At 70.6% G+C, this 24848-nt stretch carries 22 protein-coding genes and 1 riboswitch; of the genes, 15 read left to right on the top strand and 7 right to left on the bottom strand.

The features are described from left to right. Window positions 1-71 precede the first annotated feature (71 nt). The gene (locus G6R20_RS15755; protein WP_163376929.1) at window positions 72-884 is read left to right on the top strand and encodes an AAA family ATPase; all 813 of its coding nucleotides are present in this window, start codon (window positions 72-74) and stop codon (window positions 882-884) included. A 126-nt stretch (window positions 885-1010) separates the two neighbouring features. Here G6R20_RS15755 and G6R20_RS15750 read toward each other — a convergent pair whose 3' ends face one another. Continuing rightward, window positions 1011-2363, bottom strand: a complete 1353-nt coding sequence (locus G6R20_RS15750; RefSeq protein ID WP_067717458.1) for an alpha/beta hydrolase domain-containing protein — start codon at window positions 2361-2363, stop codon at window positions 1011-1013. A gap of 50 nt (window positions 2364-2413) precedes the next feature. Next, window positions 2414-3169, bottom strand: a complete 756-nt coding sequence (locus G6R20_RS15745; protein ID WP_067717456.1) for a hypothetical protein — start codon at window positions 3167-3169, stop codon at window positions 2414-2416. 248 nt (window positions 3170-3417) lie between these two features. Here G6R20_RS15745 and G6R20_RS15740 point away from each other — a divergent pair, with 248 nt between their 5' ends. The 3 genes from G6R20_RS15740 to G6R20_RS15730 all read left to right on the top strand — a co-directional run bounded on the left by G6R20_RS15740 (window position 3418) and on the right by G6R20_RS15730 (window position 7429). Continuing rightward, window positions 3418-4242, top strand: coding sequence for a thioesterase family protein (locus G6R20_RS15740; RefSeq protein ID WP_163376928.1), 825 nt, complete (start codon window positions 3418-3420; stop codon window positions 4240-4242). Window positions 4243-4255: 13 nt separating this feature from the next. Further along, on the top strand, window positions 4256-5893 hold the full coding sequence (locus G6R20_RS15735) for an acyl-CoA dehydrogenase family protein (RefSeq protein ID WP_163376927.1): 1638 nt from the start codon (window positions 4256-4258) through the stop codon (window positions 5891-5893). A gap of 168 nt (window positions 5894-6061) precedes the next feature. Continuing rightward, complete coding sequence (locus G6R20_RS15730) at window positions 6062-7429, top strand: cytochrome P450 (protein ID WP_163376926.1); 1368 nt, start codon at window positions 6062-6064, stop codon at window positions 7427-7429. A 314-nt stretch (window positions 7430-7743) separates the two neighbouring features. Here the strand turns inward: G6R20_RS15730 and G6R20_RS15725 are convergent, their stop codons facing one another. Together G6R20_RS15725 and G6R20_RS15720 are read right to left on the bottom strand one after the other, a co-directional pair. After that, the gene (locus G6R20_RS15725; RefSeq protein WP_007631572.1) at window positions 7744-9378 is read right to left on the bottom strand and encodes a long-chain fatty acid--CoA ligase; all 1635 of its coding nucleotides are present in this window, start codon (window positions 9376-9378) and stop codon (window positions 7744-7746) included. Between the two features lie 87 nt (window positions 9379-9465). Further along, window positions 9466-9882 carry a carboxymuconolactone decarboxylase family protein gene (locus G6R20_RS15720; RefSeq protein ID WP_063972530.1) on the bottom strand — a complete coding sequence of 139 codons (417 nt, stop codon included), beginning with the start codon at window positions 9880-9882 and terminating at the stop codon, window positions 9466-9468. Between the two features lie 155 nt (window positions 9883-10037). Continuing rightward, window positions 10038-10182, top strand: a riboswitch (cobalamin riboswitch). An 88-nt stretch (window positions 10183-10270) separates the two neighbouring features. Here G6R20_RS15720 and G6R20_RS15715 point away from each other — a divergent pair. Genes G6R20_RS15715 through G6R20_RS15700 form a run of 4 tightly spaced genes read left to right on the top strand, consistent with a single transcriptional unit; the run spans window position 10271 to window position 13927 of the window. Further along, entirely contained in the window at window positions 10271-11209 is a 939-nt protein-coding gene (locus tag G6R20_RS15715) for an ABC transporter substrate-binding protein (protein ID WP_096906536.1), read from the top strand. Then, window positions 11206-12234, top strand: coding sequence for an iron ABC transporter permease (locus G6R20_RS15710; protein ID WP_163376925.1), 1029 nt, complete (start codon window positions 11206-11208; stop codon window positions 12232-12234). The genes G6R20_RS15715 and G6R20_RS15710 overlap by 4 nt, the downstream gene beginning before the upstream one ends. Beyond that, window positions 12231-13106, top strand: a complete 876-nt coding sequence (locus G6R20_RS15705; RefSeq protein ID WP_096906534.1) for an ABC transporter ATP-binding protein — start codon at window positions 12231-12233, stop codon at window positions 13104-13106. The genes G6R20_RS15710 and G6R20_RS15705 overlap by 4 nt, the downstream gene beginning before the upstream one ends. Further along, complete coding sequence (locus G6R20_RS15700; RefSeq protein WP_067717439.1) at window positions 13106-13927, top strand: MBL fold metallo-hydrolase; 822 nt, start codon at window positions 13106-13108, stop codon at window positions 13925-13927. Before G6R20_RS15705 ends, G6R20_RS15700 begins: the two co-directional genes overlap by 1 nt. A 27-nt stretch (window positions 13928-13954) precedes the next feature. Here G6R20_RS15700 and G6R20_RS15695 read toward each other — a convergent pair whose 3' ends face one another. Both G6R20_RS15695 and G6R20_RS15690 read right to left on the bottom strand, forming a co-directional pair. Further along, window positions 13955-14560, bottom strand: coding sequence for a TetR/AcrR family transcriptional regulator (locus G6R20_RS15695; protein ID WP_067717435.1), 606 nt, complete (start codon window positions 14558-14560; stop codon window positions 13955-13957). After that, window positions 14553-16931 carry an MMPL family transporter gene (locus tag G6R20_RS15690; RefSeq protein WP_069390448.1) on the bottom strand — a complete coding sequence of 793 codons (2379 nt, stop codon included), beginning with the start codon at window positions 16929-16931 and terminating at the stop codon, window positions 14553-14555. Before G6R20_RS15690 ends, G6R20_RS15695 begins: the two co-directional genes overlap by 8 nt. Before the next feature lie 233 nt (window positions 16932-17164). Here G6R20_RS15690 and G6R20_RS15685 point away from each other — a divergent pair, with 233 nt between their 5' ends. The 3 genes from G6R20_RS15685 (at window position 17165) to G6R20_RS15675 (ending at window position 20199) form a co-directional block, all read left to right on the top strand. Further along, window positions 17165-18559, top strand: a complete 1395-nt coding sequence (locus G6R20_RS15685; RefSeq protein ID WP_069390454.1) for an MBL fold metallo-hydrolase — start codon at window positions 17165-17167, stop codon at window positions 18557-18559. 119 nt (window positions 18560-18678) lie between these two features. Then, a complete protein-coding gene (locus G6R20_RS15680; protein ID WP_132063849.1) occupies window positions 18679-19275 on the top strand; it encodes a rhodanese-like domain-containing protein in 597 nt (198 codons plus the stop codon). A gap of 42 nt (window positions 19276-19317) precedes the next feature. Next, window positions 19318-20199, top strand: coding sequence for a sulfite exporter TauE/SafE family protein (locus tag G6R20_RS15675; protein WP_163376924.1), 882 nt, complete (start codon window positions 19318-19320; stop codon window positions 20197-20199). Here the strand turns inward: G6R20_RS15675 and G6R20_RS15670 are convergent. After that, complete coding sequence (locus G6R20_RS15670; protein ID WP_163376923.1) at window positions 20144-20905, bottom strand: oxygenase MpaB family protein; 762 nt, start codon at window positions 20903-20905, stop codon at window positions 20144-20146. The two genes, G6R20_RS15675 and G6R20_RS15670, sit on opposite strands and share 56 nt — an antisense overlap. A gap of 128 nt (window positions 20906-21033) precedes the next feature. On the opposite strand from G6R20_RS15670, the gene G6R20_RS15665 reads away from it, so the two are divergent. From G6R20_RS15665 to G6R20_RS15650, 4 genes are all read left to right on the top strand, one after another. Further along, a complete protein-coding gene (locus G6R20_RS15665; protein WP_163376922.1) occupies window positions 21034-21837 on the top strand; it encodes a siderophore-interacting protein in 804 nt (267 codons plus the stop codon). A 114-nt stretch (window positions 21838-21951) separates the two neighbouring features. Further along, on the top strand, window positions 21952-22935 hold the full coding sequence (locus tag G6R20_RS15660) for an ABC transporter substrate-binding protein (protein ID WP_154830102.1): 984 nt from the start codon (window positions 21952-21954) through the stop codon (window positions 22933-22935). Beyond that, a complete protein-coding gene (locus G6R20_RS15655) occupies window positions 22932-23906 on the top strand; it encodes an ABC transporter permease (protein ID WP_120285509.1) in 975 nt (324 codons plus the stop codon). Before G6R20_RS15660 ends, G6R20_RS15655 begins: the two co-directional genes overlap by 4 nt. 2 nt (window positions 23907-23908) lie before the next feature. Continuing rightward, window positions 23909-24700, top strand: a complete 792-nt coding sequence (locus G6R20_RS15650) for an ABC transporter ATP-binding protein (RefSeq protein ID WP_163376939.1) — start codon at window positions 23909-23911, stop codon at window positions 24698-24700. Window positions 24701-24848: the final 148 nt, after the last annotated feature.

Raw genomic sequence — 24848 nt, 5'->3', positions numbered from 1 at the left:
CCGCCCCCGCCCGCACCGCCCCCACCCCCCCGGGGGAAGAAGAAGCTTCGGACCTACCTGGAGGGTGCCTGATGTATCCGCAACGGTTCATCCCCAACAAACAGCACCGCAAATTCCTCGAGTTCGCCGACGCCGTACGCCGGCAACGCACCATTGGCATCTGCTACGGCCAAGCCGGGATCGGTAAGACACTGTCTGCCAGACGGTATGCGAACTGGCACAAAGCCGAGCGGCTCCTCGAGGAATGGGGACCACGCGATGACTCCGATTTCCCGATCTATGCCGCGCTGGCCAGGAAACGGACAGTCTTCTACACCCCCGCGGTCCTGAGCACTCCGCGTCAGGTCAGAGACGATCTCACCGGCCTGACGGTCCAGGTATCTGCGTGCATCGACGAGCATCTGATCAACACCGGCGAACTGCAGACACGACCCAGGAACCTGCGAAAGTACGTCGAGCTGATCATCATCGACGAGTCCGACCGACTCAATGCCACCGCCCTGGAAATGGTGCGAGACCACTACGACCGCGACAACGTCGCCGTCATCCTCGTCGGCATGCCCGGGATCGAGAAGAGATTCAGCCGCTACCCGCAGCTTTACAGCCGCGTCGGATTCGCACACGAGTACCGGCCACTGAGCAAAGACGAGCTGCGTTTCGTGCTCGAACGTCGCTGGCCCAAGTACGGCCACCCCCTCGACCCCGACGACTTCACCGACTCTCAAGCCCTCGCCGCGATCGCACGGATCACCCGCGGCAACTTCCGCCTCGTCGACAGACTGTTCACGCAGATGGAGCGCATCATGCAGATCAACGAGCTCAACATCATCACCGATGACGTCGTCGAAGCCGCCCGATCCACCCTCGTCATCGGCATCACCTGACACCGCCAAACGAAGCTGCGAAATCCCGCCAAACGAGGTTGAGAGTCACAGCGAGAACAGTGCAAGGCTCGCCGTCCCGCACGGGTGTACCTCATCGGAGCATATGCGCCCCCGGCCGGCCCACGCTCACCAGCTGATGCGCTCCGGGCGGGCGTCGGCGAGGATCTCCGCGCGGTCATCGGCCAGCAGGAAACCCTCGGCGATGAGCCGGTCGGTGGCCTCCTCGTAGGCCCGCAGGTACTCGTCGCGGCCCGACCACCGCTGCCGCAACCGCTCCTCGGCCACCTCCTCCGTGCGACCGAGGAGCATGCAGAACGGCGCGGACTGCGGGTACGGCGCACCGACCAATCTCTCCACCGGCGCCTCCACGGCCGGGGTCCGCACGCCACCCCGGCCGATGCCCAGATCGCCCGGGACCACCTCGTCGTCGTCGAGTTCGACCGGTGGCGCGGCAGGCGGTCGCGCCCCGCCGGCCACCCACGACACCAGGTGACGCAGCGCGGCCCGCACCACGAACACCTGCTGGCCACTGTTGATGGCGCCCCCGCAGTCGACCAGGCCCGCCAGCTCACCCAACTGGTAGGCGTCCGCGTGCGCCTGGCCCGCGATCTCCCAGGTGACGATGGCTTTCGAGTCGGGCTGACGCGAGCGGGCCGAGTCGAGCAACCCGCCCAGATCACCCTCGGCCTGGACGACGAACACGGGGGTGTCGAGGTCGTCGCGCAGGAGCATGGTGGACGAGCGGACGGCGGTGGCGATGCCGGCCGCGCAGCCACGGTCGTCGAACGGCAGCGCGCCCCCGCCGCGGCTGTGCAACAGGAACCCGTCGAACACGCCGACCAGCGGGTGCACACCGTCGATGTAAGAGGTCAGGGCGATCGCCGACTGCGACTCCCCGATCGCGAGCACCGTCTCCGGCACCAGCCCGGCCAGCGGGCCGTCGTCGCGCGCCTCGCGGCAGAACCGGCCCACCTGGGTCACGATGTCGTACGAGTACGCGTCCCCCGGGTGGCGGAGCTCGCCGTAGCGCTCGGCCCGCTGCGCCCGCAGGCCGACGGTCTGCCCGCCCATCCCTACGGCGGCGTCGCCACCCTCCACGCCGATGAACTGCGCCGACACCCCGACCCACGCGTGGCCGGCGCGGACGATCTCATCGGCGAGGTAGGTGTACTCCGGCGCGGCGTCCTCGCCGCCGCTGACGTTGAGCCACTCGACCAGCACCACGCCGCTGAACCGGGCGGCGTCGGGGCGGCGGACCAGCACGCGGGTGGCGAACGGCGCCGAATCGGCCTGAGCCAGCTGGATGCGCCCGTCGGTGGGCAGTTCGCCGACCGAGTAGGACACCGCCTCACCGGACGCCGCCCACTCCGACTCCGTGAACCCCGCCACCGCGAGGTCCGGGCCCGGGCGGGCGGCCATGGGCGGGGCGATCCGCCCCTCGGTGAGTTCGGTGAACGTCGGCGTCTGGACTGGCTGCATGATCCAGATTCTCTCCCGACCGACGCCCGATCCGGATCCCTTTCGCGTCGCTACCCGCCGTCCGCGGCCGCGTCGTTGCCCGGCGAGGTGGATGTCGGCACCTGGGTGGGCGTGGAGGACGCCGGCGTGGTGGCAGTGGTCCTCGAGGTGCTCGCCGGAGATGACGTCGACTCCTCCGACGGCGACCCGGTCCGCGTACTCGTGCGAGTCGGGGAGGTCGTGGCCGGGGACACGGTCGTCGCGCGAGGCGTGGGCGTGGACGCGACCGTCGCCGCCCCCAGCGCCGGCGGGGCGCTCCGGCCCCGTGACGAGCAGTCCCCCAGGTGCTTCTGCGCCATCCACGCCGGGGCGCCCAGGGCGATCGCCTCGTCCGGACACGTCCCCAGGTAGATCGACACGTCCCCGACCCTGCGCCACCTGCCGTCGGAATACGCGACCCAGTAGGGGTCGCCCGACACCGCGCTGGCCATGACCGCCCACCCGGATCCGCAGTCGATGATCCGCGCGCCGCTGTTCGGGTACAACAGGTCGGCGTTGATCACCCCGGCGTCGCACTCCGGTCCCGACACCTCGAGCATCCCGGTGATCTCCGGCGCGGAGGAGCGTGGCATGAGCCGCGACATGCGGGGCGACGAGGGCGAGGTCGCAGGGGAGGACGTCGTGGCGTAGGTGGCCACCGGTTCCGAGCGCTGGTCTCCGAGTCTGACGATAGCCACCACGCCGAACGCCACGACGAGCACGGCGGCGAGCGCCGCGGCGGCAGCGATCAGCGTTCTCGAGGCGGCGAACTCGGGCAGTCCGGTCATCGCGCGTCTCCTGCACGTTCGGAGCCACACATTGTGAGGTCGTCTTTACTATATAAACGACGTCAAGAGTGTCAACTGATTTCACCCGCCCCACCTGCGCGGCCGCTGCCTCGCAACCCCGAGAAAAGCCGGACGATCCCCGGTGGCGGGCGTTCTTCGTCGTCGTCGCCCCTCTCCTCGGTACGGTGAGCCCGCGCCCATCTTCGCGCCCACCCCCGCGCCCATCCCCTCGCCCCACAGGAGGTCCCGTGACCGGTCAGGACGCCCCCACCCACGTGTTCGACGAGGCCGTCGCGCTGGAGCCGATCGGCGAGAACCGCTTCCGCGGCCGCACCCACGCCGCGTGGGCCAACATGGTGGGGCCGTTCGGCGGCATCACCGCGGCCACCATGCTGGGCGCGATCCTGCAGCACCCCGAGAAGCACGGCGACCCGCTCGCGCTGACCCTCAACTACGCCGGGCCGGTCGCCGAGGGCGAGTTCCAGATCGAGGCCCGCCCCGCCCGCACCAACCGCTCCAACCAGCACTGGTGGGTGGAGATGCGCCAGGGCGACGAGGTCGTCACCACTGCCACCGCGATCACCGGCCTGCGCCGCGAGACGTGGTCGGAGACCGAGACCGCCCCTCCGGCCGTCCCAGCGCCGGAGGAGCTCACCGCCGCCACGTCGGACCGCGGTGTGCGGTGGGTCGACAACTACGACATGCGGTTCGTCACCGGTGGGTGGGACGACGTGACCTCCGGTGAGGAGCAACCGGAGTCGACGACGACGATGTGGATCCGCGACGCCCAGCCCCGCGGACTCGACCATCTCGCCCTGACGTCCCTGTGTGATTCGTTCTTCCCGAGGTCGTTCCTCCGACTCGGTCGGCCGGTTCCGGCGGGCACGGTGACGTTGACGATCCACTTCCTGGCCACCGCCGACGAGATCGCCGCCCAGGGCACGGACTTCCTGCTCGGCAGCGTGCACTCGCACCGGTTCCACGGCAACTACCACGACGAGGCCGCGCGCCTGTGGAGCCGCGACGGCACGCTGCTGGCCACGGGCACGCAGTTGATGTACTTCAAGAGCTAGAGGGGGAGCACCCATGTCCTCGACCCGACACCGCAGTACCCACGAGGTCCTCAACCAGGCGCCGCCCCGCGTGGACGTGGACGAGTACGCCCTCAACCCGGCACTGCAGGAGGCCGTCGCGGTGTTCTCGCCGCACGCCCGCGTCGAGAGGTTCCACGAGATCGGCCGCCACGTGGGCACCGAGCAGTACCAACACGACGCGGAGCTGGCCAACACCCTCACGCCGGTGCACCGCGCGCACGACCGGTGGGGCAACCGGGTCGACGAGATCGAGTTCCACCCCGCCTACCACCGGATCATGGAGTACTCGGTGTCCCGCGGTCTGCACACCTCGGCGTGGGCCGACCCGGGGCCGGGGGCGAACGTCGAGCGGGCGGTGGGGTTCATGCTGGTCTCGCAGGTCGAGGCCGGTCACGGCTGCCCGCTGTCCATGACGCACGCGGCGGTCCCGTCACTGCGGCTGAGCCCCGACCTCGCCGCCGAGTGGGAGCCGGCGCTGCTGTCGACGGTGTACGACCCCGAACTGCGCGACCCCGCCACCAAGTCGGGAGTGCTGTTCGGGATGGCCATGACCGAGAAGCAGGGTGGCTCGGACGTCCGCGCCAACACCACCACCGCCGAGCCAGTCGGTGACGGTGACTGCTACGTCCTGCGTGGACACAAGTGGTTCTGCTCGGCGCCGCAGTCGGACGCGTTCCTCGTGCTGGCGCAGGCACCGGCCGGTCTGAGCTGCTTCCTCGTCCCGCGCGTCCTGCCCGGCGGCGAGCGCAACCCGTTCCTCGTGCAGCGCCTCAAGGACAAGCTGGGGAACAAGTCCAACGCGTCCTCGGAGGTGGAGTTCGACGGCACGCTCGGCTGGATGGTCGGCGAACCCGGCCGCGGGGTGCGCACGATCATCGAGATGGTCGGCCGGACCCGCCTGGACTGCGTGCTCGGCGCGGCGGCGGGCATGCGCCAGGGCGTGGCCGAGGCGGCGTGGCACGCCCGGCACCGGGCCGCGTTCGGCGCGACGCTGGTGGACCAGCCCGCGATGGCCGCGGTCCTGGCGGACCTGCAGCTCGAGGCGGAGGCCGCGACGTGGACCGCGCTGCGCCTGGCCTCGGCGTACGACGACGACGAGTCCGCCCCCTACCGCCGGCTCGCCACCGCGGTCGCCAAGTACTGGATCTGTAAGCGCGGGCCGAACCACGCCTACGAATCGCTGGAGTGCCTCGGCGGCAACGGGTACACCGAGTCGTTCCCGCTCGCCCGCCGCTACCGGGAGCAGCCGGTCCTCGCGGTGTGGGAGGGCTCGGGCAACGTCATCGCGCTCGACGTGCTGCGGGCGATGGCCCGCGAGCCGGAGTCCGTGGCCGCGTTCGACGCCGAACTGGCCGCGCAGCTGGGCGGTCACGAGCTGTACGACCGGCACGTCGAGCGGGTGCGCGCGCTGATCGGCCGCGCGGCTGCCGACCCGGGCGCCGCCCCCGGGATCGCCCGCCGCCTGGTGGAGGCGATGGCGCTGGCCCAGCAGGGCGCGGTCCTGCTCGCCCACGCTCCGGCCCGGGTCGCGGAGGCGTTCTGCCTGGCCCGGCTCGGCGACGACCGCTCGGCCGAGTACGGCGCCTTGCCCGACGGCGTGGACATCGACGCACTGGTCGCCCGAGCCTGAGTCGGGCGGGGGCTGCCGGCCGGTGGTGTCACGGCCGGCGGGACTGCCGGCAGGCCGAGCCGCCGCCAGCGGGGCCGGGTGAAAGAAACGACACCGCCGGTTTCGGTAATCGCGTGACAACTAGTGACGGCTGTCACACACTGGGGTCACCCGACAACGAGGTGCCTGATGTCCATCCCTGGTGATCCGCGGGAGAGGGTCTACCGACCCGGCCCGGCCCCACTGCGCTCCAAGCTGCCGGTCCTCGGCGGCACGCTCGAATATGTCCACAGCCCGCTGGCGACCATGGCCCGCCGCTATCGCGATCACGGTCCCGTCTCCGACCTGAACTTCCTCGGCGCCACGTGGACTGCCCTTATCGGCCCCGACGCCTGCCAGGCCGCCCTGCAGAACGCGAACAAGGCGTTCGCCAGCGGCCCCGGCTGGGGATACCTGGTGGGGCCGTTCTTCAACCGCGGGCTGATGCTGCTCGACTTCGAGGAGCACCACCACTACCGGCACATCATGCAGGAGGCGTTCACCCGTCCCCGGCTCGAGGGCTACACCCGCGGGCTCGCCCCGCTGGTCGACGAGGGCATCGGCGCCTGGGGCCCGGACCGGGCGTTCCAGATCTATCCCGCGCTCAAGACGCACACCCTCGACCTGGCGACCGAGGTGTTCATGGGTGGCGCCGAATACGCCGCGCCCGGGGAGCTCGACAAGGTCAACACAGCGTTCGTCGACTGCGTCCAGGCCGCGAACGGCTATGTCCGTTCCACCGCGGTGCCGTTCACCAAGTGGGGCCGAGCGGCGCGGGGGCGCCGGCTGCTCGAGGAGTTCCTGCGCCGCCACCTGCCGGCCCGGCGCGCCAACCCGGGAGAGGACCTGTTCTCCGCCCTGTGCCAGGTGGCGGACGCCTCCGGCGGGATCGACGACGACGACATCATCAACCAGATGATCTTCCTGCTCATGGCCGCGCACGACACCACCACGAGCACGGTGACGTCGATGGTCTACGAGCTCGGCCGCGACGTCCAGTGGCAGGAGCGGCTCCGCCGCCAGTGCCAGGACCTGGGTCCGAACCCCACCATGGCCGAGCTGGAGGAGCTGCCCGATCTGGCGTTGGTGATGAAGGAGTCGCTACGCCTGCACCCGCCGGTGCCGGTGATGGCGCGCAAGGCGGTCAAGGACACCGAGATCCTGGGCGTGGAGATCCCGGTCGGACGACTCACCTCGATCATGCCGCTGTACTCGCACCACATGCCCGAGTACTGGACGGACCCGGAGATCTTCGACCCCGAACGCTTCTCCGACGAGCGGCGGGAGGACAAGTCGCACCGCTTCGCGTGGGAGCCGTTCGGCGGCGGGGTGCACAAGTGCCTCGGCATAATCTTCGCCAACCTCGAGTCCAAGCTGGTGCTCAGCGCGCTGCTACGCCACTTCGAGTGGTCGGTCCCGCTGGCCTACGTGCCGCCCATGAAGAACGACTCGCTGCCCTACCCCGCGGACGGACTGCCCGTCTCGCTCCGGCCGCTGGCACGCGTCGCCGCGAACTGACCCGCCGCCCGCCCCGCCTCCGCCGTCCAGAGGATTTCGCCTGTATCGCCCGAGTGGGTCTGAGCGAAATCCTCTGCTCGGCGATGATGCCGCGACGGCGGGGGGGCGGGACGGCCAGCGTGTCGGCCGGCGGGACGGCCAGCGTGGCGGCGGCCAGCGTGGCGGCGGCCAGCGTGGCGGCCGGCGTGGCGGCCGGCGGGACGGTTGGCACCGAGCAGCCAGTAGCGCAGAAGCAGGGCCCGGGGGCGGTCATACCGCAATCCCGGGCCCTCCGCTGGCCGACGACGCGTTCCCGCGTTCGACCTTCCGCCTGCCTAGTTCTCCAGGGCGTTCACCACGGTGAGTTCGCCGTCGGAATGCGAGACGCGGATGCGCTTCTTGTCGAGCTTGCCGACGGAGGTCTTGGGGATCTCGTGGACGAACGCGAACTTCTCGGGCACCTGCCACTTGGCCATCCGTTCGGCCAGGTGATCGCGCAGCTCCTCGACGCTCGGGTCGGGCACACCGTCCTTGACGACGATGGTGGCCAGCGGCCGCTCGTCCCACTTGGGGTCGGGGACACCGATCACGGCGGCCTCCGCCACGGACGGGTGCTCGAGGAGGTAGTTCTCCACCTCGACGGACGAGATCCACTCGCCACCGGACTTGATGATGTCCTTCGCGCGGTCGGTGAGCTGCAGGAACGCCTCGGGCTTGATATACCCCACGTCGCCGGTGCGCAGCCAGCCGTCGTCGAAGGAGTCCGAGGCGTCCACCTTGTAGTAACTGCCGGTGATCCACGGGCCGCGGACCTCCAGCTCGCCGACGGACTCGCCGTCCCATGGCAGGGCCTGGCCGGAATCGTCGACGATACGGGCCTTCACGCCGGCGATGAGTCGGCCCTGCGTCATGCGGAGCTCGAACTGCTTCTCCTCCGGCAGGGAGGCCTTCGGGCGGGACAGGGTGCCGATGGGCGAGGTCTCGGTCATGCCCCACGCGTGGACGATGTTGATCCCGTATTTGTCCCGGAACTTGCGGATCAGCTCCGGCGGGCACGAGCTGCCGCCCACGACGACCGCACGGAAGCTCGACATGTCGATGGGGTGGTCCACGCTGTACGCGTCCACTGCCTGCCAGATCGTGGGGACGGCGGCGGCCAGCGTCGGACGCTCGGAGGCGATCATCGCGGCCAGCGGCTCGGGCTGTAGGAAACGCTCCGGCATGAGCAGCGAGGCGCCCACCATGAACGCGGCGTACGGCAGGCCCCACGACATGGCGTGGAACATCGGCACGATCGCCAGCACGTTGTCGTCGAGCGAGATGTCCATGCCGTCGGACATGCACACCTGCATCGAGTGGAGGTAGATCGACCGGTGCGAGTAGACGACGCCCTTCGGGTCGCCGGTGGTGCCCGAGGTGTAGGCCATCGCGGCGCCGGAGTTCTCGTCGACCTCCGGCCAATCGAACTCGGTGGGCTGGGCGGCGAGGAGCGCGTCGTAGTCGTGCACCTGGATGCCCTCGGGAGCCTCGAGGTTCGCGGCGCCCCCACCGGTGACGATGACGTGCTCGACCGTCGAGAACCGGGGCAGGAGCGGCTGCAGGAGCGGGACGAGGCTCGGGTCGACGATCACGACCTTGTCCTCTGCGTGGTTGGCCACGAACTCGAGCTGGTCCGGGAACAGCCGGATGTTCAGCGGATGCAGCACGGCGCCCATGGACGGGATCGCGAGGTAGGCCTCCAAGTGCTCGGAGTTGTTCCACTGGAATGTGGCGACCCGCTGGTCACCGTCGACCCCCAGGGAACGCAGCGCGTTGGCCAGCTGCGCGGCGTGCTTGCCCAGATCGCCGTAGGTGATCTTCCGTGGTCCCTGATCGGTCCAGGTGGTGACGACCGCATCGGAGTGGACGGTCGCACCGAACTGCAGGATCGTGCTGATGTTCAACTGCTCCGGCATCATCGTGCTCTTCATGAGGGGCTCCTTGATCGAGGGGTGGCGTCTGTCACTCTCGTGTCGAGACTACCTGACGTCCATGACGTCCTTGGGCCGTGTGGGCGATCACCCGTCGAGGTCGTCGAAGACGGTCTGGACGGTCCTCGTCGCCGCGAGGGCCGCCGGCGCGCCGCAGTACTCCGAGGCGTGGATGACCGCCTCGGTGATCTCCTCGCGGGTCAACCCGTTGGTCAACCCGCCGCGTACATGCCCCGCCGGCTCGGCGTCCGCGCGCAGTGCCACGAGCATCCCGATATTAAGCAGGCTGCGATCCCGTCGGTCCAACCCGGGCCGGTTCCAGATGTTGCCCCACACGTTCTCTGCGACCACGTGCTGGATCGCCTCCGACTCCGTCCCGACAGCCCGGTCCATGGCCCGGTCGACGAAGTCGTCGCTCATCACCTCGCGCCTGGTCGCGAAACCCTGCTCGCGCAGATCCGCGGCCGAAGGCCCCTCGCCTGCAGAACTCGTCGTCGTCGTCATCTCCACGGTCCTCTCCCACTGCCGACAGGTATCGCGATCCATCCTCCCCGACCGTCGTCACCAGCTCCGCGTGACCTCGCCCCGCCCCGGCCAGGCGCGGGGACGGCTCGGACAGGGGCGACAGCGGATGTATGGGATGGGCGGACGCGACGACGGGTGGGATACCCTCGACGGGTCCGGCCACCAGCGTCGGACCCCGCGGCAACTCGGCGGAAGTCGGTGCGAATCCGACGCTGTCCCGCAACTGTGATCCCGTCTCAGGACGGGCGAGCCAGGTCGGCCGGTTCCGCGGCAGCCGTACGTACTGACCTCGGACGAAGGACGGTCGCGTGCAGCGGCCCAGGCCGCGGCCCGAGCTGTTTTCTTCCTCCGAATCACGGAGGATGCCATGCACCATCCACGAGCCCGCTCGCTGCTGCTCGCCCCCCTGGCCGCCCTGGCGCTGGTCGCCTCCGCGTGCAGCGGCAGCGGCACCGGCGGCGACGAGCCGGCCCCGGCCGACCAGACCTCCGCCGCGGCGGAGGAACCGCAGGCGATCGTGTCGCTGGCCCCCACCACCACCGAGATGCTCTACGCCGTCGGCGCCGGGGACAGCGTCGTGGCGGTCGACGAGCGGTCCGACTTCCCCTCCGACGCCCCGGTCACCGACCTGTCCGGCTACACGCCCAACCTCGAGGCGATCCTGGGATACGCGCCGGACCTCGTCGTGCTCACCGACGACACCGGGGACATCGTGGCCGGCCTCGAACGCTCCGGCGTCGAGGTGCTGCAGCTGCCCGCCGCGCAGACCCTCGACGACACCTACACCCAGCTCGAGCAGGTCGGGGCGGCCACCGGGCACATCGGCGAGGCCGCCGAACTCGTGTCGCGGATGCAGAGCGAGATCGACGAGATCGTCGCCTCGGTGCCGGAGCGCGAGACCCCGCTGACGTACTTCCACGAGCTCGACGACACCTACTACACCGTCACCGACGACACCTACGTCGGGGAGATCTACTCCCTGTTCGGCCTAACCTCGATCGCCACCGGCGACGACCCCTACCCGCAGCTGTCCGAGGAACTCATCCTCGAGGCCGACCCGGACCTCGTGTTCCTCGCCGACGGCCAGTGCTGCGGCATCACCCCGGAGGTCGTGGCCGAGCGGCCGGGTTGGGACGGACTCACCGCCGTGCGCGACGGGCGCGTCCACGTGGTCGACGAGGACCTGTCCAGCCGGTGGGGCCCGCGCGTGGTCGACTTCATGCGCGAGGTCGCCGCGATCGTCACCGCGGTGCCCGACGCCGCGCCGGAGACCGCGGAGAGCCCCGCGAACCAGCCCGCCTCGTGACCCGCCCGTCGCCCCGCCGCGCCCTCGTGCTGGGCGGGGCGACGCTGTTGCTGGCCGCGGCGGTCCTGCTCGGCACCCTCATCGGCCCGGCCGGCCTCACCCCGGGCGGCGTGGTGCTCGAACTGGTGGGCCGGCTGCCGCTCGTCGACATCAACTCGGGGTTCACCGAACGTCAGCAGGTCATCCTCTGGGAGATCCGCATCCCACGCGTGGTGCTGGGCGCGATCGTCGGCGCGATGCTCGCGATCGCCGGGGCCACCTACCAGGGCGTGTTCCGCAACCCGCTCGCCGACCCGTACCTGCTCGGGGTGTCCAGCGGGGCGGGGCTGGGCGCCACCCTGGCGATCGTCGTGGGCGGCGCGATGGGCTCGGCGATGGTGCCGCCCGCCGCGTTCGCCGGCGGCATGATCGCGGTGCTGGCCACCTACACGCTGGGCCGCAGTGTCGGCGGTGGACGCAGCGAGGTGGTCATCATCCTCGCCGGCGTCGCCGTGGCGGCGTTCGCCAGCGCCATCCAGACGTTCTTCATGCAGCGCCACGACGAGACCCTGCGGCAGGTGTACTCGTGGACGCTCGGCCGCCTCACGACCAGCGGCTGGACCGACGTGCAGACGGTGCTGCCGTACGTGCTCGTGGCGGTGGCCGTGATCGCCCTGTTCCGCCGCACCCTCGACGTGATGGCGGTCGGGGACGCCGAGGCCGCGACGCTGGGGATCGCCCCGGCGCGGGTGCGCCTGGTCCTCATCAGCGTGGCCACCCTCGGCACGGCGGCGGTGGTGTCCGTGTCGGGCCTGATCGGGTTCGTGGGCATCGTCATCCCGCACGCCGTGCGGATGCTCATCGGGCCGGGGCACCGCCTGCTGCTGCCGGTGTCGCTGCTGGTAGGCGCGGCGTTCCTCATCCTGGCCGACGTCGTCGCCCGCACCGCGATGAGCCCGGCCGAGCTGCCCATCGGAGTGGTCACCGCCGCGATCGGCGCCCCGTTCTTCCTCATCGTCCTGCGCCGCAGCCGGGGGCACATATGACCGCCACACCACCGGCGTCACCCGCGGCGGCCGCGTCACCCGCGCCGGTCGCCCTGGCCTGCCGCGACCTGCGCGTCACCCGGGACCGCACGGCCATCCTCCACGGCGTCGACCTCGCCGTGGACGCCGGCTCGTGGGTGTCCCTGGTGGGCCCCAACGGCTCCGGCAAGACGACCCTGCTGTTCGCGCTCGCCGGGCTCATCCCCGCCGCCGGTCACATCGAGGTCGATGGGCTGACCCCGCGCCGCGCGGGTCGCCGCAGGGTGGCACGGACCGTGGCGATGATGCCGCAGCGCCCGGTCGTCCCCGAGGGGGTCACGGCGCGCGAACTCATCGGGCTCGGCCGCACCCCGCACATCGGCCGGTTCGGCACCGAGAGCGCCGACGACCACGAGGTCGTCGACCGCGTCATCAATCGCCTGGACCTGCACGACCTGGCCTCGCGCACCGCCACGACGCTGTCCGGCGGTGAGCTGCAGCGGGTGGTGTTGGGCCGCTCGCTGGCCCAGGAACCGCGGGTCCTGCTGCTCGACGAGCCCACCAGCGCGCTGGACATCGGCCACCAGCAGCAGGTGCTCGACCTGGTGGACTCCATGCGCCGCGAGACCGGCCTGACCGTCGTGGCGGCGATGCACGACCTCACCTCCGCCGCCCACTACGGGCAGCGGCTGGTGTTGCTCGACCGGGGCCGTGTGGTGGCCGACGGCCGGCCCGAGGAGGTCCTCACCGTCGAGCGGGTGGCGCAGGTCTACGACGCGCGCGTGGAGGTCCTCGACCGCCGCGACGGCCGCGCCGTGTTGCCGCTGCGCGAGGCGGGCCCGGATCCCGCGCCCGGGTCGGCGCCCGGCGCGGCGCCGGGGGCGGGCGTCTGATGGAGGTCGTCCTGCTGGGGACCGGCGCCGCGGACGGCTGGCCCAACCCGTTCTGTCGGTGCCCGTCATGCGACGAGGCACGCCGGCTCGGCGTGGTGCGCGGCCAGACCTCCGCGCTTGTCGACGACGAGCTGCTGATCGACTGCGGACCGGAGGCGCCCGGCTCGGCCGTGCGGCTCGGACGGTCTCTGGCGGCGGTGGGACATCTGCTCGTCACGCATGCCCACGCCGACCATCTCGGACCCCAGGTCCTGCTCTTCCGCTCGTGGGTCCCCGACGCCGGCGAGCTGGAGGTGGTCGGCCCCCCGGACGCGCTCGATGCGTGTCGGCCCTGGGTGGGCCCCGACGACCCGGTGCGCTTCGTCCCCGTCACCGCCGGCGACCGGCTCAGGGTGGGCGCCTACGACGTACGCGTGTTGCCCGCCCGGCACCGCGTGTTCCGCGACGGCGACGCGGTGCTCTACGACGTGACCGGGCCCGGCGGCGCCCGCCTGCTGTGGGCGAGCGACACCGGGCCGTGGGACGACGAGTGGTTCACCGCGGTGCGCGGCGCCCGCTACGACGCGGTCTTCCTCGAGGAGACGCTGGGCGACCGCGAGGAGATCTCCCCCGCCCACCTGGGCCTGGACCGGTTCGGGGCGATGCTCCGGAGACTCCGGGACATCGGGGCGGTCGACGAGCGGACCGACGTGGTGGCCGTGCACCTGGGCCACCACAACCCGCCGCCCGACGAGCTGGCCGCGCGCCTGCGGGAGCACGGCGCGCGGGCCGGTGTCGACGGCGAACTCGTCCGCTGCGGGGAGGCTCCCCGGCTGTACTGACCCAGTCGCGCTGTTCGGTCGTGCTGCTCAGTCGCGCTCGAGGAACCTCGCGGCGCCGTGTTGGAGGAGATCGAACGCGTCGTCCAGGTAGGACTCGGCGGAGTCGGCGGGCCCGGCCCCACCCGGTCGGTGCCTGAGCACCGACGCCCCGGCGGCGAGGCTCAGGTCGACCATGACGCGGACCCGGAACCAGTTGAGCTGCGGTGCGCGGCGGCCGACCGCCTCGTAGAGCGGATCCAGGATGTTCTCGGCGATGCTGGTCCAGGCGTCCGGGCCCAGCATGAGGCCGATCTGCTCCCCGGCCACCAGCAGGTTCTCGGCGGCGTCGATATCGTCCGCCGAGCGCCCGTAGAGCTCGTGGAAGGTCGAGCGCAGGACATCCAGTGGCGACAGGTCTGCCGGCGCCTGCTCCACCTGCCGCACCCATTCGGCGATCTGTTCGCGCAGGAAGTGCACGAACGCGTCCTCGCGGTGGGCGAAGTAGTTGTGGAACGTCCGGGTCGAGACACCCGCCCTCCCGGCGATGGCCGAGACCGTCGCCCGCTCCGCCCCCTCGGCGACCAGCAGTTCCACTGCGGCCGCCGAGAGGCGGGTGCGGGTGTCGGCCTTCTTGCGCTCACGCAGGCTAGGCATCGACGCGGGCCTTCTCACCACCGTCGGCGGATGCCACAGCGGAGCTCTCCTGCTGCCCGGTCTCCAGGGCGGAGCCCTCCACGTCGACGGTGGGGAGGATCTTGTCCAACCACCGCGGCAGGCCCCAGGCGCGCTCGCCGAGGAGGAACATCACCGCGGGGATGATCGTCATGCGGACGACGAAGGCGTCGAACAGCACGGCGACCGCCAGGGCGAAGCCCATCACCTTGATGAACTGCTCGTCGATCAGCATGAACGCGGCGAAGACGCTGATCATGATCAGGGCCGCCGCGGTGACCACGCGGGCGCCGTGCTTGAAGCCGTTGGCCACCGCGTTGTGGGCGGTCTTGCCGTGGACCCAACCCTCACGCATGCGCGAGACCAGGAATACCTGGTAGTCCATGGCGAGGCCGAACACGATGCCGATGAGCATGATGGGCAGGAAGCTGATGACCGGCTGCGGATCGGAGATGATGCCCAGCCAGCCCTCCTGCCAGATCGCGACCGTGATGCCGAAGGTCGCCGCCACCGACAGGCCGAAGCCCAGGGCGGCGATCAGCGGCACCCAGATCGACCGGAACACCAGCATGAGCAGGACGAACGCGAGCGCGAGGACGATGCCGACATACGGCAGCAGCACCTCGGTCAGACGCTCGGAGATGTCCTCGTAGATCGGGGTGACGCCGGTGACGGAGTAGGTCCCCCCGGTCTCCTGCTCGAAGCCCTCGGCTCCGGACCGGATCTCCTCGAGGACGCTCGCGGCGCGCTCGTCGGTGGCACCGTACTCGGGGGTGATGAGCACCTGGGCGGCGTCACCGGCCTCGTTGGTTTCGATGATCTGCGCGTTCTCCACCCCGTCGAACGCCTGGATCTGATCCACCGCGGCGGCCCACGCCGCCGGACGCTCCTCCTCCGGCACCTGCAGGGTGTCGACGAGCGCGATCATCGGGGCGTTGCGGCCCGGGCCGAACGCTTCCTCCGTCATGTCGTACGCCATACGGTTCGGGGTGTCCGGGGCCATCGTGCCGCCGGACGGCATGGCCAGCCGCAGCTGCGCGGCCGGGATGGCCAGCAGGAGGAGCAGCAGGACACCGGCGCCCGCGAAGAGCACGGGACGGGCACGGATCCGGCGGACCCACGCCAGGCCCATCGTCGGCTTCTCGTCCTCCGGGTCGGGCGCCTTGACGCCCTTGATGCGGGCGGCGAAGAGCTTGGTGCCGACCGCGCCGAGGATGGCCGGCAGCAGCGTGATCGCGACCAGCACGGCGATCGCCACCGTCGCGGCGGCGGACATCGCCATCGCGGTGAGGAACGGGATGTTGATGATCGACAGCGCCGCGAGGGCGATGAGCACGGTCAGTCCTGCGAAGACGACCGCGGATCCGGCCTTGCCGACCGCGAGCCCGGCGAGGTGTGCACGCTTGTGGGCGTCGATCGCCTTGAGTTTCTCCGCGAGTTCGGCGGGCTCGAGATCGTTGCCGCCGATGTGTTTGACCAGCTCGGTGCGGAAGCGCGACACGATGAACAGCGCGTAGTCGATACCCACGGCCAGGCCGATCATGGACGCCAGGGTCGGCGTCATGGTGTTGATCGTGTCGGTGAAGGCGGTGGCGGCGAAGATGCCGCCGATGCCGATCCCGACGCCGATGACGCCCGTGAGCAGCGGCATGCCGGCGGCGATGAGCGAACCGAAGGTGACCAGGAGGATCACGGCGGCGACCGCGATGCCGATGATCTCGCCGACGGCGCTGATCTCGGACATCTGGAAGGCGTTGCCGGAGTACGCGATCGTCAGGTCGCCCTCGTGCTCGGCGACGACCTCGGCGAAGGCCTCGCGGTCCTCGGCCTGCACGTCCATCGTGCTCTCGGCGTCGAACCGCACCTCGACCGTGCCGGTGCTCTCGTCCGGGCTGAGCGGGCTCAACGCGGCGATATCGGCCGCGATCTGCTCCTCGGCGATGCCCTGCTCGGCCTTGGCCGCGGTCAACTGCTCCGACAGCCCCTCGGCCGCGATCACCGGGCTGACCAGCGCGTCGGTCCCGGCGAGAAAGTCCAGGCCCTGCAGATCGGCGAGGAAGGCATCGACGTCCTCGGACACCGCCGGGTCGGTGAGGGTGCTGCCCTCGGGCGCCCCGATGACGACGGTCCCCGTCGGGGCGTCGAGCTGGCTGCCCGCGCCGGCGAACCTCTCCTGCATCTCTTCCTGGGTCTCGATGGACTCCAGTCCCGGGATCGAGAAGGTGGTGCTGGTCTGCTGCGTCAGCGTGGCGGCGGCCGTGCCGACACCGACGATCAACAGCATCCAGGCTGCGATGAACCGCCATCTGAACAGGTAGGCGGACCGCCCGATGCGGTAGAGGAATGACGCCATGCGCTGGCTCCTGGTGCGTAGGTGCATTTCGCGAACCCTCACAGTTTTGCACGGCATCTGCACGATTCCACAGCCCGTGCAATCTTTTGTGGCGCAGGCCACCCTCGGACGCCACGCGCGGCGGCAGAACAGCCGCAAGGACATACCCCCAGGGTGTCTTGCGTATACCCCATGGGGTATGTATCGTCGTGGAACACCCCGACACCGGGAACCCGATCGACAAGGAGAGCAGCATGCTTCTCGAGCGCATCTACGACGAAGACCTCGCCCAGGCCGGTTACTTCATCGGCTGCCAGGCCAAGAACGAGGCGATGGTGGTGGACGCCCGCCGCGACATCCGCCAGTACCTGGACCTCGCGGCCCGGCACGGCATGACGATCACCGCCGTCACCGAGACCCACATCCACGCCGACTACCTGTCCGGCACCCGTGAGCTCGCGCAGGCCACCGGCGCGACCGCCTACGTCTCCGGCGAGGGCGGCGACGACTGGCAGTACGGGTTCGAAGCGGAGCGCCTGCACCACGGTGACCAGCTCAAGCTGGGCAACATCACCGTCGAGGTCGTGCACACCCCGGGCCACACCCCGGAGCACCTGTCGTTCCTCATCACCGACGGCGCCTTCGCGGACAGCCCCGGATACATGCTGACCGGCGACTTCGTCTTCTCCGGAGACCTCGGCCGACCGGATCTGCTCGACGAGGCCGCGGGTGGGGTCGACACCCGCTTCGAGGGCGCCAAGCAGATCTTCCGCAGCCTGAAGGACTCCTTCGTCACCCTGCCGGACCACGTCCAGGTCTTCCCCGGCCACGGTTCGGGCAGCGCCTGTGGCAAGGCCCTCGGCGCGCTGCCGTCGACCAGCGTCGGCTACGAGCGCCGCTTCGCATGGTGGGCCGGGTACGTCGAGCGTGACGACGAGCAGGGCTTCATCGACGAGATGCTCGACGGACAGCCGGACGCGCACGCCTACTTCGGCCGCATGAAGCGGCAGAACAAGGAGGGCCCCGCGGTGCTGGGCGCACTGGCCCCGCTCCGCGAGTTCGGCACCCTCGAGCTGGCCGACGCCCTCGAAGCGAACGAGGTCGTCGTCGTCGACACCCGTGGCCAGGACGAGGTCCACGCCGGCACCGTCCCCGGGGCGCTCAACATCCCCGGCGTCGACAAGGCCGCGTCCTTCGGCGCCTGGGTCTACGACCCCGAGAAGGAGGACACGCCCCTGGTGGTCCTGGCCGAGGACGTCGAGATGGCCGAGGCGCTGCGCGATCACCTGCTGCGCGTCGGAATCGACACGGTCACCGGCTACACGACCAGCTTCGAGGGTCTGCCGATGACGACCCCCGAGATGATCGGGCCGGACGAGCTCGCCTCGTTCGACTCCGCGATGGTGCTGGACGTGCGCAACAAGACCGAGCACTCCGACGGCCACATCCCGGGCTCCGAGCAGCTCAGCGGCGGCCGGGCGCTGTGGAACCTCGACCGGCTCCCGACCGACGGACCGATCGTGACCTACTGCCAGAGCGGCGTCCGCAACTCGGTCGCGGCCAGCGCCCTGCGTCGCGCCGGTTACCGCGTGGTCGAGCTCGAGGGCAGCTACGCCGCCTGGTCCGAGCGCAACCTCGCGACCGTCTGACCGGTCGCGCCCACACCCGGGGGCCGGACACCCGTCCGGCCCCCGGGTCCGGTGGCGCCCGGCGCCACCACCCCGACACCCCCACACACCCCGAACAGTCAAAGGACATCGCTTCACCCATGCTCTCCACGCTGACGAACGCCCCGACCATCGCTCCCGCCGATCTGCGAGAGGCGATGGACTCTGACACCCCGCCCACCGTCATCGACGTGCGCTCCGGGGCCGAGTTCTCCTCGGTGCACATCCGCGGCTCCTACAACGTGCCGCTGCCCCTGCTCGCCGAGCACGGTGAGGAGTTCGCCACCCGCCTGCCCGGCCAGGTCGTCCTCATCTGCCAGTCCGGAAACCGAGCCCGCCAGGCGAACGAGCGGCTCGAGTCCGTGGGCGTCGACCCCGACTCGGTGACCGTGCTCGACGGCGGCATCGCCGGCTACGAGGCCGCCGGCGGCGAGGTCGTCCGCGGCAAGGGCGCCTGGGCGATGGACCGGCAGGTCCGCATGGTCGCCGGCTCGCTCGTCCTGGCCGGCGTCACCGCCTCCAAGGTCGTCTCCCCCAAGTTCGCCTACCTCGCCGGCGCCATCGGAGCCGGGCTGACCTACTCCGCGGCGAGCAACTCCTGCGCCATGGCCGCGGGCCTGTCGAAGATGCCGTGGAACCGTTTGGCCGACGAGCCGGGCCTCGGCGCCGTCCTGGACTCGCTGCCCGCCCGCTCCTGACCGATCCCACCCCGGCGCCCCCGCCGGAGAAAGGCACCTGACATGGAGATCACCACGATCATCGTCGTGGCCCTGGCCGTCCTGGTCGGACTGTCCCTGGGCCTGCTCGGCGGGGGCGGATCCATCCTGGTCGTCCCACTGCTCACCTACATCGGTGGGCTCGACCCCAAGGAGGCGATCGCGACCTCCCTGTTCGTCGTGGGCGCCACCTCACTGGTCAGCCTCTTCGGCCACGCCCGCAAGGGCAACGTCCAGTGGCGTACGGGACTAATCTTCGGCGCCGCCGGCATGGTGGGCGCGTTCCTCGGCGGACTGGCCGGCGGCTACATCCCCGGCACCGTCCTCATGGTCGCCTTCGCGATCATGATGATCGCCACCGCCGGCGCCATGATCAAGGGACGCAAGGACCGCGACGGGCAGAGCAACGATCACCACCACCCGCTGTGGCGGATCCTGCTCGACGGCCTCGTCGTGGGCGCCGCGACCGGTCTGGTCGGCGCGGGCGGCGGCTTCCTCGTCGTCCCGGCCCTCGTCCTCCTGGCGGGCCTGCCGATGACCGCCGCTGTGGGCACCTCGCTGCTGGTGATCGCCATGAAGTCCTTCGCCGGGCTCGGTGGCTACCTCACCTCGGTGTCCCTGGACTGGCCGCTCGTCGCCGCGGTCACCGCCGCCGCCATCGCCGGCTCCTTCGTCGGTATCCGCCTCACCTCCGTGGTCCCCGAGAAGGCGCTGCGCAGGGGCTTCGGGTTCTTCGTCCTGATCATGGGCGCCTTCGTCCTGTCCCAGGAACTACCCTTCCCCGCCGCGCCGATCATCCTCGGCATCGTCGTGGTCCTGGCAGCCGCCGCCGCGATCTGCGCGTTCGGGTTCAGGGAACGCTGCCCTCTCCGGACCCCGCAACCGGCCGCCGCCAGCGTGGCCTGACACCGGCCCGGCCCCGCGCCGGAAGAGGATCCACCCCGACCGCACGGCCCCCGGCCGTGCGGTCGGGGTCGTTGGCCGAGGCGCCGCGGCGGTAGGTCCTGCGGTCGCAGCTGTTGGCCGTGCCGGCGCGGCGGTCGGCCGACGCGCCGGTTGCCCTCCCACCGACGAGCCCGTCGGCGAAGCGCTTCTCGTACTCGGCCCAGGTGGCCGGCCATCGCGCCTCGGGGACGTTGAGCGTCGTCCCCAGGGGTCGCGCCATCTCGATGATGCGGTCCAGCTCGGCCTCGGTGAGCGGGCTGTGCATCATCTGCCACTGGTCGGTGTAGTACCGCACCAGACACAGCGCCACCCAGAGTTGGGATCCGGCGTCATTGGCGTTGTAGCGCACGGGGCTGGACGCGGTGAAGGTCACCCGGGCGTGGATCCGGTGGACGGCCTCGTGGAAGAACCGGCGGTCGGAGTCGGAGCCGAGGGTGGCCACGGCGAGGTACTGGGCCGTGGTGCGTGCCCGCTTGATCGGGCGGAGGTCTCCACGACCGCGATCCACCCTGCTCTCGACGACCCCGTGTCCCACGGCCGGGTTGGCCAACTGCATGACCACGTTGGCGACCGGGAGCCAGAAGGCCAGGTGGGTCGAGATGTCGGGCAGGTGCCGGATCGGCCGGGCCCGGCCTGACGCGATGTCGGTCAGCGTGCGTGCGGTCATCCCCACTTCCCGTTCTCTTGATCACATATATTATACATCGGACCCGCGCGCCCGTCAGCCCCCCTCGCAGCGCGCGGAAACATGCAAGGATAGGGTCACCTAACTAACCCAGGTCGAAGGAGAACGCCGTGACTCGCCCCCAGGCCCGCCCTCCGCTCACCCTCACGGTGCTGCGTACGGAGCCGGTTACCGCGCACCTCGTGCGGGTCGTCCTCGGCGGGGACGGCTTCGACTCGTTCGCCGCCCGCGCGGAGACGGACAGCTACGTCAAGCTCGAACTGCCCCACGCCGGGGAGACGGTCGTGCGCACGTACACCGTCCGACGGGTCGACGCGGACGCTCGCGAGATCTGGATCGACTTCGTCGTCCACGGTGACGAGGGTGTCGCCGGTCCGTGGGCCCGGTCCGTCGCACCCGGCGCCCTGGTCGCGGTGCGCGGCCCCGGCGGCGGGTACCGGCCGGACCCGGAGGCGGATTTCCACCTGCTGGTCGGGGACGAGACCGCCGTGCCGGCGATAGCGGCGGCGCTGGAGTCGCTACCGGAGGACGCCACGGGTGCGGTGTTCCTCGGGGTGTCTGACGACGACGACGAAATCCCGATCACCGCGCCGGCGGGCGTGGAGATCACCTGGGTGCACCGCGGAACCTCCTCGGCGGACGCCGGCCCCGGAGTGATCGACGGCGAGGCGCCGCTGATCGACGCGGTCCGGGGCATGCGGTGGCCGGACGGGGACGTGCAGGCGTTCGTCCACGGCGAGGCCGAGACGGTGATGAAGCACCTGCGCCCCTATCTGCGCACCGAGCGCGGCATCCCCGCCGCGCGGGCGTCGATCTCGGGATACTGGCGGCGTGGGCGCTCGGAGGAGGGCTTCCGCACCTGGAAGCGGCAACTGACGGAATCGGAGGAGGCGCCGCAGCAGCCCGTGAGGTGAGTCCGGGCTCACCATGACCGGGCGACCCGGTAACCTCATGTGCCAGCACCGTTCGCATCCGGCCCCTCGCGTGAACACCGTGAGGCCCAGAAGGCACAGACAAGGGCATGGCATATGGCATTCTCACGCGCGAAGCTCATCACCGGACTGGTCGCCACCTCGGCACTCGTCCTCGCAGGTTGCTCGGGCGGTGGTGAGGACGACGCCGCCGGTGGTGGCGGCGAATCCTACCGCATCGGCATCAACCAGCTCGTCCAGCACCCGGCCCTCGACTCCGCCACGGCCGGCTTCAAGGAGGCCTTCTCCGAGGCCGGCGTCGAGGTCGAGTTCGACGAGCAGAACGCCAACGGCGAGCAGGGCACCGCACTGACCATCGCCCAGCAGTTCGCCTCCGACGACCTGGACCTGGCCCTGGCCGTGGCCACCCCGGCCGCCCAGGCGATGGCGCAGAACATCACCGACGTGCCGCTGCTGTTCACCGCGGTGACCGACCCGGTCTCGGCGGAGCTGGTGGACTCGATGGAGGAGCCGGGCGCCAACGTCACGGGCACCTCGGACGCCGCCCCGATCGAGAAGCAGCTCGAGCTGCTCAAGGAGATCGTCCCGGACGCCGAGCGCATCGGCATCGTCTACGCCTCCGGCGAGGTCAACTCGCAGGTCCAGGTGGATCAGGCCCGTGAGGCCGCGGGCCCGCTGGGCCTGGAGATCGAGACCCAGACCGTCACCACGGTCAACGAGATCCAGCAGGCCGTCGAGGCCCTCGGTGACGTCGACGCGATCTACGTCCCCACGGACAACATGGTCGTCTCGGGCATCGCCTCGCTGGTCCAGGTCGCCGAGGGCAAGCAGATCCCGGTGATCGCCGCGGAGTCGGGCACGGTCGAGGGCGGCGCCGTCGCCACCCTCGGCATCGACTACACCGAGCTGGGCCGCCAGACCGGCGAGATGGCCCTGCGCATCCTGCGCGACGGTGAGGACCCGGCCACCATGCCCGTGGAGACCGCCACCGAGTTCACCTACGTGGTCAACGAGGACGCCGCCGAGCGTCAGGGCGTGACGATCCCCGAGGACATCCTCGCCGAGGCTGAGAAGAAGTGATCGGGACCGTCGAGGTAGGCCTCATCTACGGGGTCATGGCGCTGGGGGTCTACCTGACCTTCCGCGTGCTCAACTTCCCCGACCTCACCGTCGACGGCAGTTTCACCACGGGCGCCGCGACGGCGGCCATGGGCATTCTCGCCGGCTGGAACCCGGTGCTCGCGACCCTCGCGGGTTTCGGCACCGGGTTCCTCGCCGGCACGGTCACGGGATTGCTGCACACCAAGGGCAAGATCGACGGCCTCCTCGCCGGTATCCTCACAATGATCGCGCTGTGGTCCGTCAACCTGCGGATCATGGACGGCGCGAACATCCCGCTGCTGCGCAGCGACACCGTGTTCACGCCCCTGAAGGACGCCGACCTGCTGGGCGAGTGGCCCGGGGTGGCCATCCTCGCGGTCGTGGTCCTGCTGCTCGGGTTGGTCGTCCTGTGGTTCCTCACCACCGACCTCGGTCTGTCCATCCGTGCCACGGGTGACAACGGCCCCATGATCTCCTCGTTCGGCGTCTCGACCGACTTCACCAAGACCCTCACGTTGGCCCTGTCGAACGGGTTCGTGGGCATGTGCGGCGCGCTCATCGCCCAGTACCGCGGTTTCGCCGACATCTCGATGGGCATCGGCCTCATCCTCGTCGGCCTGGCCTCGGTGATCATCGGGCAGGCCATCCTCGGCCAGCGCAAGCTTCTGCTCGCGGTGCTCGCCGTGATCCTGGGCGCCCTGCTCTACCAGCTCATCATCTTCGCGGCCCTCCGCGTCGGCCTGGATCCCAACGACATGAAGGCCGTCACGGCCATCCTCGTCGTGGTCGCGCTGCTGCTGCCCCGCTGGAAGGGCGCGGGCGGACGCTTCGGACGCAAACCCACCACCCCGGTCGCCGCCAACGAACGTGCGGCGGCGGGAACCGGGACCGCCGTCGCCGCCGGACCCGAGTCCGCCGGCGCCGCCGCGACCGGCACCAAGGAGGCGTGACGATGCTGACCGTCACCGGAGTGTCCAAGACGTTCTTCCCCGGCACCGTGAACGAGCGCCGGGCGCTGCACGACCTCAGTCTCACGCTCGCCGAGGGCGACTTCGTCACGGTGATCGGTTCCAACGGCGCCGGCAAGTCGACACTGCTCAACGCCGTCTCCGGGCGGTTGCTCGCCGACAGCGGGAACATCGAGATCGACGGCACCAACGTCAACCGCCTGCCGCAGCACCGGCGCGCCAAGTACGTCGGCCGCGTCTTCCAGGACCCGCTCGCCGGGACCGCGCCCAACCTCAGCATCGAGGAGAACCTGTCGCTCGCGCTGCTGCGCGGCCGCCGGCGGGGGCTCGGCCCGGGTCTGAGCAAGAAGCGCCGTGGCCGGTTCGCCGAGCAGCTCTCCATGCTGGAGCTCGGTCTCGAGGACCGGCTCACCGCCAAGGTCGGCCTGCTCTCGGGCGGCCAGCGGCAGGCGCTGTCCCTGCTCATGGCCGGGTTCACCCAGCCGCGCATCATGCTGCTCGACGAGCACACGGCGGCTCTCGACCCGCAACGTGCAGAGCTGGTCACCACGATCACCGAGCGCATCGTCCGCGAGGGTGGTCTGACCACCCTCATGGTCACGCACAACATGGAGCAGGCCATCCGCTTGGGCAACCGGCTCATCATGATGCACGAGGGCCGGATCGTCTACGAGGCCGACGCCGCGACCAAGTCCGCGCTCACCGTGCAGGACCTGCTGCGCGAGTTCACCAACATCAAGGGCGCGACCCTGTCGGACCAGGCCTTCCTCGGCTGACCCGCCCCACCCGCCGAGCGCGCCCCGCGCCGGCGGCGACCCGACCAGGCCCCGCTGGCCGCCACCCCGACCGGGCCCCGCCGCCGACCGCCCGTCGAGCAGAGGAATTCGCACACCCGCTTCTCGGGCGATACGCGCGAGATCCTCT

Origin of the sequence: Dietzia sp. Alg238-R159, from assembly GCF_900537145.1 — a bacterium.
Classification (GTDB): domain Bacteria; phylum Actinomycetota; class Actinomycetes; order Mycobacteriales; family Mycobacteriaceae; genus Dietzia; species Dietzia kunjamensis.
Note: the sequence above shows the minus strand (reverse complement) of the source record. Positions and strands in the feature narration are given on the sequence as shown.